At 37.5% G+C, this 15,459-nt stretch carries 19 protein-coding genes; 6 read left to right on the top strand and 13 right to left on the bottom strand.

Annotated features, from left to right (window positions below; genetic code table 11):
* Positions 1 to 44 precede the first annotated feature (44 nt).
* A complete protein-coding gene (locus M3189_RS20480; protein ID WP_251637283.1) occupies positions 45 to 1,346 on the top strand; it encodes an NCS2 family permease in 1,302 nt (433 codons plus the stop codon).
* Between the two features lie 41 nt (positions 1,347 to 1,387).
* On the opposite strand, the gene M3189_RS20475 is transcribed toward M3189_RS20480, so the two are convergent.
* From M3189_RS20475 to M3189_RS20455, 4 genes are all read right to left on the bottom strand, one after another.
* Positions 1,388 to 2,044, bottom strand: a complete 657-nt coding sequence (locus M3189_RS20475; protein ID WP_251637281.1) for a glycosyltransferase — start codon at positions 2,042 to 2,044, stop codon at positions 1,388 to 1,390.
* 444 nt (positions 2,045 to 2,488) lie between these two features.
* A complete protein-coding gene (locus tag M3189_RS20470; protein ID WP_251637279.1) occupies positions 2,489 to 3,526 on the bottom strand; it encodes a GGDEF domain-containing protein in 1,038 nt (345 codons plus the stop codon).
* 555 nt (positions 3,527 to 4,081) lie between these two features.
* A complete protein-coding gene (locus tag M3189_RS20460) occupies positions 4,082 to 4,759 on the bottom strand; it encodes an AlkZ-related protein (protein WP_251637275.1) in 678 nt (225 codons plus the stop codon).
* Positions 4,756 to 5,307 carry an HD domain-containing protein gene (locus M3189_RS20455; protein ID WP_251637273.1) on the bottom strand — a complete coding sequence of 184 codons (552 nt, stop codon included), beginning with the start codon at positions 5,305 to 5,307 and terminating at the stop codon, positions 4,756 to 4,758. Before M3189_RS20455 ends, M3189_RS20460 begins: the two co-directional genes overlap by 4 nt.
* Positions 5,308 to 5,482: 175 nt before the next feature.
* Between M3189_RS20455 and M3189_RS20450 the strand changes: the two genes are divergently transcribed.
* Positions 5,483 to 5,665, top strand: a complete 183-nt coding sequence (locus M3189_RS20450; RefSeq protein ID WP_251637271.1) for a hypothetical protein — start codon at positions 5,483 to 5,485, stop codon at positions 5,663 to 5,665.
* A gap of 135 nt (positions 5,666 to 5,800) precedes the next feature.
* Entirely contained in the window at positions 5,801 to 6,577 is a 777-nt protein-coding gene (locus tag M3189_RS20445; protein ID WP_251637269.1) for an alpha/beta hydrolase, read from the top strand.
* A gap of 39 nt (positions 6,578 to 6,616) precedes the next feature.
* Here M3189_RS20445 and M3189_RS20440 read toward each other — a convergent pair whose 3' ends face one another.
* Positions 6,617 to 7,069 (bottom strand): DUF2269 family protein, encoded by a 453-nt coding sequence (locus M3189_RS20440; protein ID WP_251637260.1) that lies wholly within the window; start codon positions 7,067 to 7,069, stop codon positions 6,617 to 6,619.
* A 143-nt stretch (positions 7,070 to 7,212) separates the two neighbouring features.
* Between M3189_RS20440 and M3189_RS20435 the strand changes: the two genes are divergently transcribed.
* Positions 7,213 to 7,602 carry a YbaN family protein gene (locus tag M3189_RS20435; protein ID WP_251637259.1) on the top strand — a complete coding sequence of 130 codons (390 nt, stop codon included), beginning with the start codon at positions 7,213 to 7,215 and terminating at the stop codon, positions 7,600 to 7,602.
* A 41-nt stretch (positions 7,603 to 7,643) separates the two neighbouring features.
* On the opposite strand, the gene M3189_RS20430 is transcribed toward M3189_RS20435, so the two are convergent.
* The 8 genes from M3189_RS20430 to M3189_RS20395 form a co-directional block, all read right to left on the bottom strand.
* Positions 7,644 to 8,963: an amino acid permease gene (locus M3189_RS20430; protein ID WP_251637257.1), complete on the bottom strand. Its 1,320-nt coding sequence runs from the start codon at positions 8,961 to 8,963 to the stop codon at positions 7,644 to 7,646.
* Positions 8,964 to 9,110: 147 nt separating this feature from the next.
* Complete coding sequence (locus M3189_RS20425; RefSeq protein WP_251637255.1) at positions 9,111 to 9,614, bottom strand: GNAT family N-acetyltransferase; 504 nt, start codon at positions 9,612 to 9,614, stop codon at positions 9,111 to 9,113.
* A 15-nt stretch (positions 9,615 to 9,629) separates the two neighbouring features.
* A complete protein-coding gene (locus M3189_RS20420; RefSeq protein ID WP_251637253.1) occupies positions 9,630 to 10,631 on the bottom strand; it encodes a glutathione S-transferase family protein in 1,002 nt (333 codons plus the stop codon).
* A gap of 26 nt (positions 10,632 to 10,657) precedes the next feature.
* Positions 10,658 to 11,164 (bottom strand): GNAT family N-acetyltransferase, encoded by a 507-nt coding sequence (locus tag M3189_RS20415; RefSeq protein WP_251637251.1) that lies wholly within the window; start codon positions 11,162 to 11,164, stop codon positions 10,658 to 10,660.
* Between the two features lie 217 nt (positions 11,165 to 11,381).
* A complete protein-coding gene (locus M3189_RS20410; RefSeq protein WP_251637249.1) occupies positions 11,382 to 11,561 on the bottom strand; it encodes a hypothetical protein in 180 nt (59 codons plus the stop codon).
* A gap of 29 nt (positions 11,562 to 11,590) precedes the next feature.
* A complete protein-coding gene (locus M3189_RS20405) occupies positions 11,591 to 12,028 on the bottom strand; it encodes a GNAT family N-acetyltransferase (protein ID WP_251637247.1) in 438 nt (145 codons plus the stop codon).
* A gap of 22 nt (positions 12,029 to 12,050) precedes the next feature.
* Complete coding sequence (locus M3189_RS20400) at positions 12,051 to 12,920, bottom strand: NAD-dependent epimerase/dehydratase family protein (protein ID WP_251637244.1); 870 nt, start codon at positions 12,918 to 12,920, stop codon at positions 12,051 to 12,053.
* A gap of 148 nt (positions 12,921 to 13,068) precedes the next feature.
* Positions 13,069 to 13,353 (bottom strand): YggT family protein, encoded by a 285-nt coding sequence (locus M3189_RS20395; RefSeq protein WP_435368111.1) that lies wholly within the window; start codon positions 13,351 to 13,353, stop codon positions 13,069 to 13,071.
* Between the two features lie 432 nt (positions 13,354 to 13,785).
* Here M3189_RS20395 and M3189_RS20390 point away from each other — a divergent pair, with 432 nt between their 5' ends.
* Together M3189_RS20390 and pfkB are read left to right on the top strand one after the other, a co-directional pair.
* Positions 13,786 to 14,535, top strand: coding sequence for a DeoR/GlpR family DNA-binding transcription regulator (locus M3189_RS20390; protein WP_251637242.1), 750 nt, complete (start codon positions 13,786 to 13,788; stop codon positions 14,533 to 14,535).
* Positions 14,532 to 15,458: a 1-phosphofructokinase gene (gene pfkB / locus M3189_RS20385; RefSeq protein WP_251637240.1), complete on the top strand. Its 927-nt coding sequence runs from the start codon at positions 14,532 to 14,534 to the stop codon at positions 15,456 to 15,458. Before M3189_RS20390 ends, pfkB begins: the two co-directional genes overlap by 4 nt.
* Position 15,459: the final 1 nt, after the last annotated feature.

Below are 15,459 nucleotides of genomic sequence, written 5' to 3'. Positions count from 1 at the left end.
TATATAAAAGTTGTTAAAAAACATTCGCCTTTTGGAGGAATCTTATGTTTAACCTTAAAGAAAATCAAACAAATACAAAAACAGAACTACTTGCTGGAATAACGACCTTCTTTACAATGGTTTACATCGTTGTTGTGAACCCAGTCATTCTTGCAGATGCAGGTGTACCCTTCGAACAAGTATTTACAGCAACGATTATCTCTGCAGTTGTTGGGACACTTTGGATGGCATTATTCGCAAATTATCCAATCGCCATTGCACCTGGAATGGGGCTTAACGCATACTTCGCCTATTCAGTTGTTGGCGGCGGGCAAAATATTAACTATGAAACAGCCTTTGCTGCTGTTTTTATTGCCGGTATCATTTTTGTTATCTTGTCATTAACACCTTTTAGAGAAAAATTAATTGATGCGATTCCAGAAAACCTCAAACACGGGATTACAGCAGGAATTGGTTTATTTATTGCGTTTATTGGGTTAAGGCTTACGCATATCATTACTGCCCATCCTACCAATCTAGTCGGATTAGGTGACCTAAAATCTCCTTCAGCAGCGCTTGCAATCGTCGGACTGGCCATTACATTAATACTGATGGTGCTGCGAATCAATGGAGCTTTATTTTTTGGAATGATTATTACTGGGCTCATTGCCTTTTTTACGAATCAGCTTTCTTTTGATCAAGGATTTGTAGCACTTCCTTCTCTTCCTGAGGGATTAATCGTAGGGAATCCGATTACAGCTTTAAGTGATGTCATCGAGCACAGTCTTTATGCCGTTGTTTTTTCATTTATTTTAGTAACAATCTTTGACACCACTGGCACAATGATTGGTGTTGCCCATCAGGCTGGATTAATGAAAAACGGGAAATTCCCGCGTGCACGCCAAGCCCTGCTTTCCGATTCAGTTGCAACCTCAATTGGTGCCATGTTTGGTACAAGTCCAACAACAGCCTATATTGAATCCACCTCAGGAGTTGCGGCAGGAGGGCGAACAGGCTTAACTTCTCTTACCGTTGCTGTCTTATTTATTTTGTCAGCATTCTTTGGACCTCTTGTTAGTGCTGTGTCAGGGATTTCTGCGATTACCGCACCTGCTCTTATTATTGTTGGCAGCATGATGATGGGAAGCATTGCAAAGATTAAATGGAACGAATTAGACGAAGCTTTTCCTGCATTCCTAGTAATTCTGAGTATGCCGTTAACCTCGAGCATTGCAACTGGAATTGCACTTGGTTTCATCAGCTATCCGCTCCTAAAGATTGCCAAAGGAAAATGGCGTGAAGTTCACCCGCTTCTCTTTGTATTCGCCGTATTGTTCTTTTATCAGCTTGCATTCTTACCACATTAAAAAAATGGAGTCCCAACTATACTGTTGGGCTCCATTTTTTGTTAAAACTTATTTGGAAACTGCTTGATAATTCCTTCAGCAAGGAAATCTGACATATGCATTAGATGTTCTTGATTATTGTCTAAGGCTGTTATATTCGCATTCCAATCCTTTTTCAGTTTCGCAACCACACCATCAGTAATCAGTTTTAAATGCATATACATCATGTCATTTAATTCTTTTTTATTATAATTTGGATTTGCGGCAGTTAAAAAGTTGGTAATATCATCTGCATTTTTAAACCATTCAGCATTGTATTTTTTGAGGTCAGCCTGATTCCCGCTTTTCGCTGCAGTTACTACCTTGCCGGCAATTAAAATATGCCCCCTTAACAACTGTGCAAGCTTGTTACCTGCATCCTCTCCATAGAAAGGTTTAATTGCATTCCCAAAGTCATCCTGGTTTTTCAATAATCTTGCCAGTACTTGTTTTTGATCCTCTAGCCCTGCAATTGAACTAACAACAAACTTTTCTGTCCAAAAAGCGTGTTCATTCCAAAGATGCCTCAAATCAACCCTAAGCTGGACAGTTTTCTGAGTTAGTGGCCGTTCTGCGGTTACCTGCTCGACCGGTTTGTTCTCTTCCGCCTTTGTGAAAGCTGGGAAGATTAACACAAATGAAAGAAACAAAGGCATGAATCTAGATAATCGTTTTTTCAAAAAATCATCTCCTAATAATATAGTGAAACTGACATTTTATTATTAGATATTTTAACCATTTTCACTCTTTAGAATAGATTTTTTATCTTCACAAATTCCACATAACTTCTCTATAATTTCTACAAATATTTATCTTATTATAAAGGTAACTTATTTGAGACTTAGGTTTTAGGAACCTTATTCTTAAAAACTTCCCATAATTTGATTGGTACTGAGTGTACCAATCCTTTTTTTTGCCAAAATTCATCTTCACAAATTCCACATAACTTCTCTATAATTTCTACAAATGTTTATCATAATATAAAGATAACTTATTTGAGTCTTAAGGTTTAAGGAACCTTATTCTTAAAACTTCCCATAATTTAGCCAGGTACACGTGTACCTGGCCCTTTTTTATTTAGAACAAATTAAAATGGGTTGGTGCCTTATTTCGGCACCAACCCATTATTTGATATAACTAACTTGATTTCTTCCGCAGTTTTTACACTGGTATAAACCTTTATCTGCACGGTTTAATAACGAATCTATAGTGTCACCTGGATTAGAATTGGTAACTCCAAAACTTGCTGTAAGTTTTCCTGCTCCTTTGAAACTGTGTTTTGAAACAACCTCTCTTAAATGCTCGGCAAGCTTAAGGGTTTCTTCGCCAACTGTATTCGAGATAATAATGAACTCTTCCCCGCCCCAACGTCCAAATAGCTCTCGATTGGTAAGCTGTTGTTGAATGATTTCCGCCAACTCTACCAGAACTTCATCACCCATTTTATGCCCATAGTTATCATTGACCAGCTTAAAATGATCAATGTCAAAGAAAATAACGGAGAACCCCTCTTTTTTATATCGAAAAGCCTTGAGCTTCTTTTCCAGCCATTCATCAATCAATAGACGACTAGCAATTCTCGTTAATGAATCATAATAAGCGTGCTTTTTAAACATTTCGAGGTCAGCATACGTCTTAAATACATGCTGAGCATAATAGAGAACGATAATGTAAACAAGATTGGCAAAGTAAAATTGACCTAACGAATCAATGGATTCTGAGGATAGGCTATTGATATACATAATTCCCATAACAAACGTTGTAAGAAAAATAATGATAGAATAATATAACCCTCTTTTTGTTCCTAAAGTTAAGAAAAAGAACAAGGTTATAATCGGCATCCAGATAATAAAATCTCCGAGAGACCCGCCTGATACTGCCATATAGTTGCGGACAGCGTCAAAAAAAGTCGTAACATGATAAAAACTGACTAATGCCAAATTGGAGTACTCAGCAAATTGAATAAAAAGTCTTTTGTATAATAAAAACCAACTGATGATAAACCAAATTGAGAGAGTATTATTAATGATAAAATCAAATTCAAATATGGCATCACTATTTTGTAAAAGTGTATTAGAGATGAGAGAAATAATAATACATGGGACAACCCAAAGATAAATACGTATCTTAAGCTCATTTAGTGATCCGAATTTTTTTAACATGGTATTTTTCATCTCCCCACTAGGAAAAAGTAGTGCCTTACATAGGACACTACTTCTAGTAACTATTATATCAGAGATATAATACGGAAAACTATATAGGATTCACAAGTAATATTAACCTAGCATCTATTATGATGGCCACATGTGAAACCGGTCTTTAGTTTCATGAATTTATACATAACATTTGCCTGTCTGCCCTTTTTTGTACAAGGATTGATTTTAGACCGAAGGCAATCCATAAATTGTTTATCACAGTAACAAGGGGATTTACCACGTTTCAGACATAAATCATGTGTGTAACAGCAGGAATCTACATCATTGATAGGTGCTCCTGGACCGCTGCAGCCTGGTCCGCACCATCTGTATCCTGGGAAAATACAGAGCGAAAACGGTCTTTTTCTACAACTCATATTTTTTCATCTCCTTTTATATAAAATATGAAATTGCAGGATAATGGGGACATGCTCGTATCACGGATTGTTGGAAAAAATTGGGTGTAATGGAGTTACATGCTATTCTTTTTAAACATAAAAAAAGGAAATCGGAAAGATTCCCTTAAAATCCAAATAACTTTTGAAAAGCTTTCAATGCCCCAGGACTGCAAATAGCAGCAAAATGATCCCTGAGCATCATTTTTGCGTCATTCCTATCTATAGGACTTTCATCCATTCTATGATTTTTTGCCCAATAAGTCATAGTTTCATAAGAGGTACTGCTCCATCCGTTTTTCTCACCAGCAGCATTCGTCTTCTCTATGGTTCCCGCAACACATATATCCATGGAACCCTGCAGCTCCAGCAGGGCGTTATCAAATACCTTCTTCTTTTCTTTATCCTTCATTCCTGCCTCTACTCTCAATACTCTCGTGTCTATTCCTTCATTCTCCCTAATAAGCGCAAACAGGTCTACAGCTTCTCTTGACATCAGCCCATCCTGATTCCGATGTTCTACCGATAGAGGAGATCCCAAAATAGCACGATAAAAAGGTAACAGTTCCGTAGATAGTAAGACGGATTTCTTTTTAACAAATTTACCGTATGCGGCTGCTCCATCTCCCGGAAACTTTGCACGCCACATCCATGGATCCAGATCAGAACCTGTATACCAATGTTCCTTCGAAGTTATACTGTCAAGCGAAGGATAATCAGGGATGAGTTTCGCCAATGGCAGAAATCCAAGCTCTCTTATTACTTCTATAGCCTCTTCATATGTATGAACCTTATAATCCTTCATCTTACTCCGTCTCCCCAAAAAAGTCTGTCGACTTCATTTCGTAATTCTGAAAGTAAATCAAAGGTAGACTGGCTCCCCAAACTTTCTACCACATTCATGTAGTACCACTTCTGTTGTTCCTTCCCTGCATTAAATCTGCCCCAAACCTCTTCGCCAACCTGTTCATAATCTCGTATGATGGACCGAATATTATGTAGTTTATCTGCACATACAACAATTCGAATTTCCTCCGAAGCACCTTTTAAGAATTCAATGGTATGCTCCTTCCTATCCTTCCATGGAAGGGATTTATCGGGTTCTGAACTGCCTGCAACGATTTCAGCAATTTTTGTTCCAAATTCCCTTTTGATGTCTTCTAGTGTTAGTGCCGTATCCTCTACGGTGTCATGTAAGATTCCGGCTGCAACAATTTCCTCACTGTACCCGTTCTTTACTAACAACATCCCCACAGCCACAGGGTGTGTAATATACGGAATATCTGTATTTTTCCGATATTGTCCTTCATGAAACTTACTAGCTAACTGAAGCGCCTTTTCAACGATATCCATATCGACCATCCTCCCATTCAAGTAACTCTATTCTTACCTTATTTCCACAGCATATAACATTTATCCTTCATCACCTTACTTGAAAGATTATTTCAATTTAAAAATGTGTAATTTGTCCAATCACATAATTTGTACAAGCATATTTTATAGTACAAGGTGAAAGGGGGGATATGGAATGTCAAATGAAAGAAGACGTCGTGATGATGATGATCGCAATAAAGTAAGAAGAGTTGTTATTGATGCAGAGGAAGTTATTATCCGTGCTGATAGAGTAAGAGTTGAAGGCGCTGATGACAGAAGAAATGATGACAGACGAGATGACAACAGAAGATGTAGAAGAGACCGATTCTGGTTTTAATTCTATAAAGGGATAATTACAATTCCCGCAGGCTGGTGAGATAAATTGTTCTCACCAGCCTTGTTTTTATTTCACCACTATTCTTACTAATATGGTAAATTAATGAAATAGGATGTACAGAAAGTAGGGATGCTGATGATAGAAAAATTTCACGTTTATATGTCCACATTCCATCAAGAGAGAATAATTAGAGTGTATCTGCCTTTGAGTTACCACGAAGCTAACAAAACCTACCCAGTCTTGTATATGCATGATGGCCAAAATGTTTTTGAGGATGAAGGTGCCATTAAGGGAGTATCTTTAGGATTAAAGGATTACTTAGATGAAAACAAAACGGAAATAATTGTGGTAGCCATTGATTTAAATCCTGAAGGAGAAGAACGTATTAATGAATACTGCCCATGGGTAAACGGAGCAATCGCGCAGGAAATAATCGGCCACAATAGCTCTTCAGGAGGTAACGGTGAACAATACGTAGACTTTATCGTAAATGAACTGAAACCTTTAATAGACGATAAATACCGAACTCTTAAGGAACATACTTCGATGGCTGGAATTTCATTAGGAGGTCTTATTTCTACCTATGCGGCCTGCAGGTACCCCCATATTTTCAAGCGAATTGCAGCGATATCTCCTGGATATTATCGCAACCAAGAGGAAATCGAGGTATACGTCAGGAAATCCGATTTATCTGCTATTGAGAGGTTTTATATGGATTTTGGTACGCACGAAATCAGCGATGATAGAGAACTAAATAAACAGTTTACAGAAATGATTCACTCTATCTATGAAATTCTGAGTAGCAAAATTGAAGATACCCGCTACCGAAGTATTCAAGATGGTGAGCACAATTATACTTCATTTAAAAAAAGAATTGGTGAAGTATTAACTTATTTATATTCTGATCAATGATCAGAAAAGGTATGGCTGAATGCCATACCTTTTTTACAATTAAAATGGTTTTAATATCATTAACGCTATAATGATAATAAAAATAATGTTTGCTAGGTGTTCATATCTAAATAGGATTTTTGATAAACGATAATATTCTTCAGGGATTTCCTCACCCTGATGAGATGCTAATAATGCCTTCACTGGCTTAGACCTTGGTGATAATAAAACCGGTCCACTTGCGAGTGCGATTAAAAAGAGTACGAGACTTGTTCCATACCAGCCCATTCGGAACAGGCTTGGATTCATGAAGCCCATTATTAAACCTGTGATGAGTAAAAGTGTACCTCCCACCATCACAAATATATGCAGTTTATGTCTAACAGCATAGGAATGCCTCAATTCTGACATTGTCTTTCCCGACTTAACAACAGTCGTAAGGATAAAACCTGGCCCCATTCCTATAATTGCCGAAAAAATATGTAAAACGACGATTATTTTATAGAAAGTCATTTAATCAACCCCCATTATTTAGACAACATTATTTTAACATACTGGTGGTTAAAACAGTTTTAATGTACTTAATCTGTCAAAAAACTTTCTTTTTTAAAGTGGTATACTATAGATGTACATTGAACGAACAGGGGACAAAGCATATGAGTAAAATTGTAAAACTTCTATATATTATTATCGGTTTTATTGCCCTTGGCTTAGGAGTTTTGGGCCTTATTTTGCCAGTGTTACCGACAACTCCGTTACTACTACTAGCATCCTACTGTTTTGTAAAAGGATCTGAACGCTTTGAGATTTGGTTCAAGGGTACCACTCTCTATAAACGCCACTTAGAGACCTTTGTAAAAGAGCGGTCGATGACGTTAAAACAAAAGCTCACGATTTTGTTATTCGCTGATGTGATGATTGCAATCCCATTCTTCATCCTCGATAGTTTAATAATCCGTGTCATGCTCGTATTGATTGTTATCTATAAATATTATTACTTCATCAATAAAATAAAAACAATACGTGAAGCACCTACAGATACATAGACAAAAACCTTGCCATTTTCAAAATGACAAGGTTTTTTTGATTACGCTTTTTTTCTAAAAGCTGAAAATAGAATTAAGACGATGAGCATCCCTAAACAAACAAGCATGCTAGCTCGATTTTGTTCACTGAATGCAAATGCCACACAGCTTACACTTAACGCTATGGCAGTAAATGAGGTAACATATGGAAAGCCCCAAACTGTAAAACTTGGCAGGTTTGTATAGGTTTTGCGAAGCTTCACTTGCGCTAAACAGATGCTAATCCATACCACTGATACCGTAAAACCTGGAATGGCCATTAAATACCCAAAAACACGGTCAGGCGAAAAGTAGGCAACAAATGTTCCTCCGATAAGGATGATTGCGCTAAAGATGACGCTGTATAACGGCACACCGTTCTTAGAAACGTATGAAAATAGTTTCGGTGCTTCCCCTTCTGCTGCTAGTGAATACATCATACGTGTACATCCATATATCCCAGAATTAGCTGCAGACAATACAGCCGTAATAAGGACAAAGTTCATGATATGTGCCGCTCCATCAAAGCCGACTGCAGATAACACTTGCACAAACGGGCTTGCTTGGCTGCCGATTTCATTCCAAGGTATTAATCCGCAGATGATTAGAATCGGTAGTGTATAGAAAATGACAATTCGCCAAATGACTCCTTTTATAACTTTAGGCAATACCTTCTGGGCATCCTTCGTTTCCGATAAAGTTAATCCAATAAGTTCAGTGCCGCCGTATGAGAAAATAACAATTAATAAGGCAGAGAAAACTCCAGACCACCCCTCCGGGAAGAAACCATCGTGTTGTACATAATTGTGTAAATAGTCACTATCATTGCTCGGGATGATTCCAAATAAAATACCAGCTCCTAATACAACGAATAAGACAATCATGGTAATTTTTATTCCTGCAAACCAGAATTCAAACTCCCCGTACCGTTTCACATTCATTAAATTAATAGCCACAATGAAAATAGCACTTATGAAACTTAAAGACCACAAAGACAATGAAGGAAACCAATATTGCAAAAAGCTTCCCGCAGCGATTACCTCAATAACACAAACAACTAACCACATGAAACAGTATAGCCAACCGATAACAAAAGACACATTTGTTCCAAATGCCTTATGAATAAATCCTTTCATATTTACTCCAGGAAAAGCGATAGCCATCTCAGCAATGGCACTCATCACAACAAGAAGCAATAAGCCTGCAAACAAATAAGAAAAAATAACCGCAGGTCCTGCAATCGAAACTGTTTCAGAGGTACCCTTAAATATACCCGTGCCGATTGCTCCCCCGAGTGCCATCATACGAATATGACGAGGCAATAAACTTTTTTGTAATTCCATCATTGCACTTCCTATATTCTATTTCGGATAATAAAAAAGCCCCTACTGATTATCTAGCAGGGACAAATAATATAGGTTATATTATAGTAGAATAGTTAATATTCTGTCAATTGGAATCTGTAAAAAGGCTGCGCTTTTCTGTTTTATTCATTCAAAAGTTAATGCATATGCTTTAACGATGATTCCGTCATCTGCTGGTTCAAAGTCATATTGCGGTAATCTTTTAAAACCAATTTGCTCATATAGTCTCATTGCATTTTTCATAAATTCGCCCGTATGCAGCCCAATTGAATGGTGCCCTTTCTCTTTTGAAAGCTTAATACATTCAGAAATTAAGGCTGTAGCCACTCCCTTCCCACGTGCGCTTGGGGAAACGGCAAGCATTCGTATTTCAGGATAATCCACCACTTCAACATTCCCTTCATAGGCATCTGTATCTGCCGGGAACAAAGCAACGCTGCCTAAAATGTTTCCATTGACTTCGGCTACAAGTAGTTCAACTCCTGTTTCCGTATCGGCCGTAGATGAAATGGCCTGCTTCAATGCCTGCCAATGGCCCTCCGGGATGATGGCAGCATGCTCTTCGTAAGAAAGTACTCTTTGTTCTCGAATATATGGTAATTCACTTTCTAAAGCTTTCCGAATAATCATTCTCCTTCTCCCTCCTTATTGTATGAGAAATTTTTCTTCCTTCTTACTTAATTCTTGGCGGTTATGCGAAGAAAGAAGTCCTGAAAGGTCGGGTCCTTTTGGCAAAATACCATTATGCCCCTTTTGATCATTGCTTGCGATATGATTCGATAAATGATAATGCTTTTTAATCGCATCAAAATCAGTGGTATCACCAAAACCAGGCGTTTGATATAAATCTCGTAAATACCCCCAAAGATGTGGGAAATCAACTATTCGATTTCGATTGGTCTTAAATGCAGAGTAATAGGCAGCATCGAAGCGAATTAATGTAGCGTATAGCCGTACATCAGAATCGGTAATAAAGTCTCCGTGTAGGAAACGTTGTGTTGAAAGGCGCTTCTCTACTTCATCTAATCTAGCAAACAAAGTATCATAAGACAGCTCATACGCTTCCTGAGATTGAGCAAATCCACATTTATACACACCATTGTTCACTTCATGAAAGATAACATCATTTAAGGCATCAATTTCTTCACGTAAGGATTCAGGATATAAATCTGGCGCATTTTCCTTATGAAAGGCCGACCAGACTGTTTCCAAATAGTTTGTTAGTTTAAAATAATCATTGTTCACAACTTTTTGTTCCCTCACATCCACGATGGCAGGAACTGTTGGTCTACCCGAATAACCCGGATCTGTTTTCTTATAGATTTCACTCATGTAGCGAATGCCTAAAACAGAGTCTACCCCGCCTTCATCTAAAGAAAATTCCCAGTCTACATGTGGAAGTTTTGGCCGCATCGGACTAGCCGTACCTAAACTAATTACCTCTTCTAACCCAAGAATTCTACGGACAATCACCGAACGATGTGCCCATGGACAGACTGCTGACCATAGTAATCGATATCGTCCTGCTTCAACAGGCAGTTCACCTTCCCCATTGCCAAACGGTGTATTAAAGCTATTTTTCTGCCGGTTAAACGACCCATCAGATTTGATTTCTGCCGCAATACTTCCCTGCTTCTTTGTTGTCATTGTATCCACCTCTTTATTAAGTTTGTTCATTTTAAATGCAGCACCCTATGTTCATCATCCAAATAAACACCATTCAGTTTCATCGCTTTTTCTTCAATCCCAAATACTTTAAATCCTAATTTCGTATATAGTTTCTTTGCTGGTTCATTACTTGAAACGACTGATAAATTGATTTTTTCAATGGCATCAATCGATTTTGCTTTATTGATTGCCTCTGTTAGTAATGCTTCCCCCACACCTGCCCCTTGTTTCTGGGGAGTGACATACATCGCAAAAATGTTAGCACGATGTTGTATTTTTTCAGCCTTCTCTTGTAAAAGCGTTACTACACCAATTAGCTCATCACCCTCAAACGCCCCAAAGGTATAATTACCTTCTGTTTTAAAATTACTTTCAACCTGAGCAATGGGATTTTCCCTTTTCACCGCGTCTTCATAACTCGTCAAAAATGCTTCTGGAGCTTGTTTCAAGGCTTCTAATCTTAGATCCCAGTATTTTTCTGCATCCGAAGAGGTAAGTTGTCTAATTTCCATGTGACACTCTCCCTTTATTGATAAATGGTATAACTAATATATTACTAAAATTCAAAAAAGATAGACAATAAAATATACTTTTGGTTTATGGCTGGGATCATTGGATAGGAAACGTTCGTGCTTACCACTTTCCTCCATTTATATAGTTTTCGGTCACCATAGAGCCCTTCAATTTTAGATTAACCTCAAAAAAAAGAGGCTTACCGCCTCTTTTCACCTAAATTGATTTATCCGTCGCTTCCGGATTGCTTCCATATTGATTTGAACTTTTTGGGTTCCCTTCTGTAATCACACGGTCAATATCCAGATACGGTTTACCACGCAACGCTTCATTACAAATAATCGTATCATTTTGAGTTTCATTATTCATTCTAGCTACCTCCAAAGAATTCGTCATTTAAAGGTAGTATGTGTAATCTTATCCAATTATAAAGTAAAATAGTAAAAGTAATTGGATTCTTTTTTAAATCCTATTTTTTCATACAATCTTTGAGCTGTCAGATTATCTTCACCTGTCTCTAGTGACAATCCTTTGGCACCTGTTTCCTCTGCAAATTCAATGGCTGCTTGAATTAATTTCTCGCCGAAACCCTTTTTACGAGCCGATGCATTTACATATAAATCATTAAGGGTCCATGACCGTTTCATGCTAACAGAGGAAAAGGTCGGATATAGCTGAACAAAGCCAACCGCACTCCCTTCTTCAAAAGCGATAAAAACGACTGATTCCTCATTTAAAAATCTTTCTTTTAAAAAAGACTTGGCACCTTCACTATCAGACTCCTGATGATAGAAAACTCTATACGAATCAAATAGCTCTGTTAATGAATCTAGCTCATCTATTGTTGCCTTTCGAATACTCACGGTAGTTCCCCCTTGATAAAAACTATGAATAGTGATGGATTAAATTTTTCAAAAGAATATTTAATGAAGTAAAACGGAATCCCATGGACTGAGCAAGACTGGTATTCACCGACCATGCCCCTGGCAAGTTATAGGGAGATGGGTCACCATCTTTACTTAAGATAGCTCTAGTTCCAATTACATCCTCAATGAATCCGTATAATTCGCTCAAACTGATATCTTCCTCAGATCCTGGATTAATCGGTCCTTGAAAATCAGACTTCGCCATACTTAATAAAAACGAAGCGGCTTCCCCTGAGTCGATAAAACTATATCTAAAATCAGGATGTTCAATGAACATCGCTTTTCCTTCTTTCACATGCTCCACATGGAATTTTAAGCGATTGGTATAATCGTCTTTTCCAATAATAATCGGAAAACGGATGGCAACCACTGGGAAGTCTGCATTTTGAAAAAGGATTGCTTCAGCAGCACGCTTTGCTTCTTGATAACCAACATACCCTATGTAATCTCTTCTGGATTTTAGTATTGGTGTGTAAGTTAATGGATTGAAGTTTTCTTCCACATGCTTGGTCCCAAAATCATAAACTGCCTGGCTAGAGGTAAATATATACTTCTTAACTTTACCATCCAGTGACTTTAGCGAATCAAGGGCTTCTTGAGAGGAATAGCAGGTTTGATCAAAGACCACATCCCATTTCTTATCCTTAAAAGCTTGATCCAAAGATTCTGCATTTTCTCGATTAATAATTAATCTAGTAACTTGACTTCCAAAGGAATCAGGCGTCAAGCCTCTTGTCGCAATGGTTACCTCTACCCCTTCATCTAGTAGTAATTGCACCAATCTTTTGCCGACAAATTGTGTTCCCCCGAGTAATAAAGCAGATTTCATAACTATCTCCCCCTTTCATCATCCTATTTTCTAGAATACCTTAAATTCCCAGTTAAGTGATACTACTATTTTGTGATAAGTAGGATTGAAATAGGGCTTTACCTACACCTAAATGTAAGTAAAGCCCTAGTTTCCATTTCAAGATTAATTAAAAGGCACCTGCCATGATTAACAACTGTTGTAGACCCGCAAGAGCAAATCTCCCGATAAAGCTGTAAGCCAAAATCGCAATGATTGGTGAAAAGTCAATCATACCTAAAGGCGGGATAAATTTTCTAAAGACAGACAGGTAAGGATTAACAAGTCTCCCTATCAAGAGACCAACTTTACTTGTTTGAAATTGCGGGAACCAAGATCCAAAAATATTAATCAAAATTAACCAATAATAAATATCATAGATATAATCTGCTACTATCATTATATTTGTGCCCAAATTTATTCTTCCTATCTATAAAAATTTTTTCTTACCGCTACCTGTACATATACGTATTATACTCAATAAGGTTTCAAATATATCTATATTTTTAACATTACCGGCTTTATTTTTCAAAAGCGTGAAGAATCTAAAAAGTCCAGAAAGCGTTCATCCCCTTCACAGTTTCAAATTAGTATTACTAAACTATTAAAGATTCGTTGATTTTACTAACTTTTAGGGGGAATTTACTCCGATATACTATTAGAGAGCCCTTTTACATTTATTTTGGGCATACTATCTGTTACAAGGATGCTAAAAGGCATCCTTTTTTGTTTGAAGTTTTTTGAATGAAAAAGAATGATTTTGAATTATTATGATTGATTTTTTTTGTTTCTAGTTGTAAAATGAGGGTAGAAATAAATTATGAAAGCGTTTTAGGAGGCAGTAATCATGTTAGAGCCAGAACGCCATCAAATCATATTAGAAGCATTAAAAGTAAAGAATTCTGTTAAACTTCAAGAACTCGTGGAATTAACAAATTCCTCTGAGTCCACAATCCGAAGAGATCTTATACAGTTAGAACAAGGAAAATTTCTCAAGAGGGTTCATGGGGGTGCTGCACGGCTGCAAGGAAAGCTCCAGGAACCAAGCATGACTGAGAAATCCTCCAAAAACCTTCAACCAAAACGTCAAATCGCTCAGTATGCTGGAAGCTTAGTGGAAGAAGGAGATTGTATCTATATGGATGCAGGTTCCACTATATTCGAAATGATTCCTTTCCTTCCAGAAAACATCGTGGTCGTAACAAATGGACTAACACATGTAAATGAACTACTTGAAAAAAACATAAAAACATTTTTAATAGGTGGATATGCGAAACCATCAACAAAAGCCTTAATCGGGCGCGGGGCATTAGATAGTCTAGAACATTATCGTTTTGATAAATGCTTTATGGGAGTAAACGGAATCCACTCACAATTTGGCTATACCACCCCTGACCCCGAAGAAGCAATGGTCAAAGAATTAGCGATTTCATTATCACGTGAAGCATATGTGGTTTCAGATGAATCAAAGTTCTCGGAAATTGCTTTTGCAAAAATTGCTGACTTACACTCAGCAGCCATTATCACAAATGAATTAGACCCTGACACGCTGGAGCAATATCACAGTAAAACAAAAATTAAGGTGGTTACATCATGATTTATACAGTTACATTGAACCCATCACTTGATTACATTGTAGAAGCAGACCAAGTCACACTTGGTGAGTTAAATCGAACAAAAAACGAATCTAAATTTCCAGGTGGAAAAGGAATCAATGTTTCTCAAGTTTTAAAAAGATTAGATGTTGATAGTCACGCTCTTGGATTTTTAGGTGGTTTTACCGGTGATTATATCCAAGGTTTCTTAACCTCACACGGTATACACACCGACTTTGTGAGAGTCGATGAAGATACAAGAATAAATGTAAAAATCAAATCTGACAAAGAAACTGAAATTAATGCAAAAGGACCTAACATTACAGAAGAAAACTTTGCAGCCCTGAAAGCGAAAATCCGCGAATTAACAAGTGAGGATATCCTTGTGCTCGCTGGCAGCATCCCATCGACTATGCCAGCAAGTACGTATGAAGAGCTTGTCAAACTATGCAATGAAAATAGCACAAAATTTGTGGTTGATGCGGAAGGAGAATTACTGAAAAAGGTTCTTCCCTTACATCCCTTCTTAATAAAACCAAATCATCATGAGCTTGGCGACTTATTTAATACCGTTATTAATTCTTGTGAAGAGGTTATTCCTTATGGCAGAGAGCTTGTTAAACAAGGTGCCCAAAACGTGATTGTCTCTCTTGCCGAAAAAGGAGCAGTCCTCATCAATAAGGACATAGCCTTAATCGCTACGAGCCCAAAAGGTGATGTAAAAAGCTCAGTGGGTGCAGGAGATTCCATGGTGGCCGGTTTTATTGCAACTTATGAAAAAACGAAATCGATAGAAGAAGCTTTTCGTTTTAGTATTGCAGCTGGCAGTGCGACTGCCTTTTCCATCGGATTATGCACACGAGAAAAAATGGAAGCCTTGCTCCCTCAAGTACTAATAGAAAAGACAAACCCAAGAGGAGAATGAT

This window comes from Neobacillus niacini, assembly GCF_023715415.1.
GTDB classification, from domain to species: domain Bacteria; phylum Bacillota; class Bacilli; order Bacillales; family Cytobacillaceae; genus Neobacillus; species Neobacillus niacini_C.
The sequence above is the reverse complement of the archived record's forward strand: the minus strand, read 5'-3'. Positions and strand labels throughout refer to the sequence as shown.

Excerpts from the sequence above, each read along its gene's own strand:
- M3189_RS20480 (WP_251637283.1), top strand. The coding sequence starts at position 45 with ATGTTTAACCTTAAAGAAAATCAAACAAATACAAAAACAGAACTACTT.
- M3189_RS20470 (WP_251637279.1), bottom strand. The coding sequence starts at position 3,526 with ATGTTAAAAAAATTCGGATCACTAAATGAGCTTAAGATACGTATTTAT.
- M3189_RS20460 (WP_251637275.1), bottom strand. The coding sequence starts at position 4,759 with ATGAAGGATTATAAGGTTCATACATATGAAGAGGCTATAGAAGTAATA.
- M3189_RS20455 (WP_251637273.1), bottom strand. The coding sequence starts at position 5,307 with ATGGATATCGTTGAAAAGGCGCTTCAGTTAGCTAGTAAGTTTCATGAA.
- M3189_RS20450 (WP_251637271.1), top strand. The coding sequence starts at position 5,483 with ATGTCAAATGAAAGAAGACGTCGTGATGATGATGATCGCAATAAAGTA.
- M3189_RS20445 (WP_251637269.1), top strand. The coding sequence starts at position 5,801 with ATGATAGAAAAATTTCACGTTTATATGTCCACATTCCATCAAGAGAGA.
- M3189_RS20440 (WP_251637260.1), bottom strand. The coding sequence starts at position 7,069 with ATGACTTTCTATAAAATAATCGTCGTTTTACATATTTTTTCGGCAATT.
- M3189_RS20435 (WP_251637259.1), top strand. The coding sequence starts at position 7,213 with ATGAGTAAAATTGTAAAACTTCTATATATTATTATCGGTTTTATTGCC.
- M3189_RS20430 (WP_251637257.1), bottom strand. The coding sequence starts at position 8,963 with ATGGAATTACAAAAAAGTTTATTGCCTCGTCATATTCGTATGATGGCA.
- M3189_RS20425 (WP_251637255.1), bottom strand. The coding sequence starts at position 9,614 with ATGATTATTCGGAAAGCTTTAGAAAGTGAATTACCATATATTCGAGAA.
- M3189_RS20420 (WP_251637253.1), bottom strand. The coding sequence starts at position 10,631 with ATGACAACAAAGAAGCAGGGAAGTATTGCGGCAGAAATCAAATCTGAT.
- M3189_RS20415 (WP_251637251.1), bottom strand. The coding sequence starts at position 11,164 with ATGGAAATTAGACAACTTACCTCTTCGGATGCAGAAAAATACTGGGAT.
- M3189_RS20410 (WP_251637249.1), bottom strand. The coding sequence starts at position 11,561 with ATGACGAATTCTTTGGAGGTAGCTAGAATGAATAATGAAACTCAAAAT.
- M3189_RS20400 (WP_251637244.1), bottom strand. The coding sequence starts at position 12,920 with ATGAAATCTGCTTTATTACTCGGGGGAACACAATTTGTCGGCAAAAGA.
- M3189_RS20390 (WP_251637242.1), top strand. The coding sequence starts at position 13,786 with ATGTTAGAGCCAGAACGCCATCAAATCATATTAGAAGCATTAAAAGTA.
- pfkB (WP_251637240.1), top strand. The coding sequence starts at position 14,532 with ATGATTTATACAGTTACATTGAACCCATCACTTGATTACATTGTAGAA.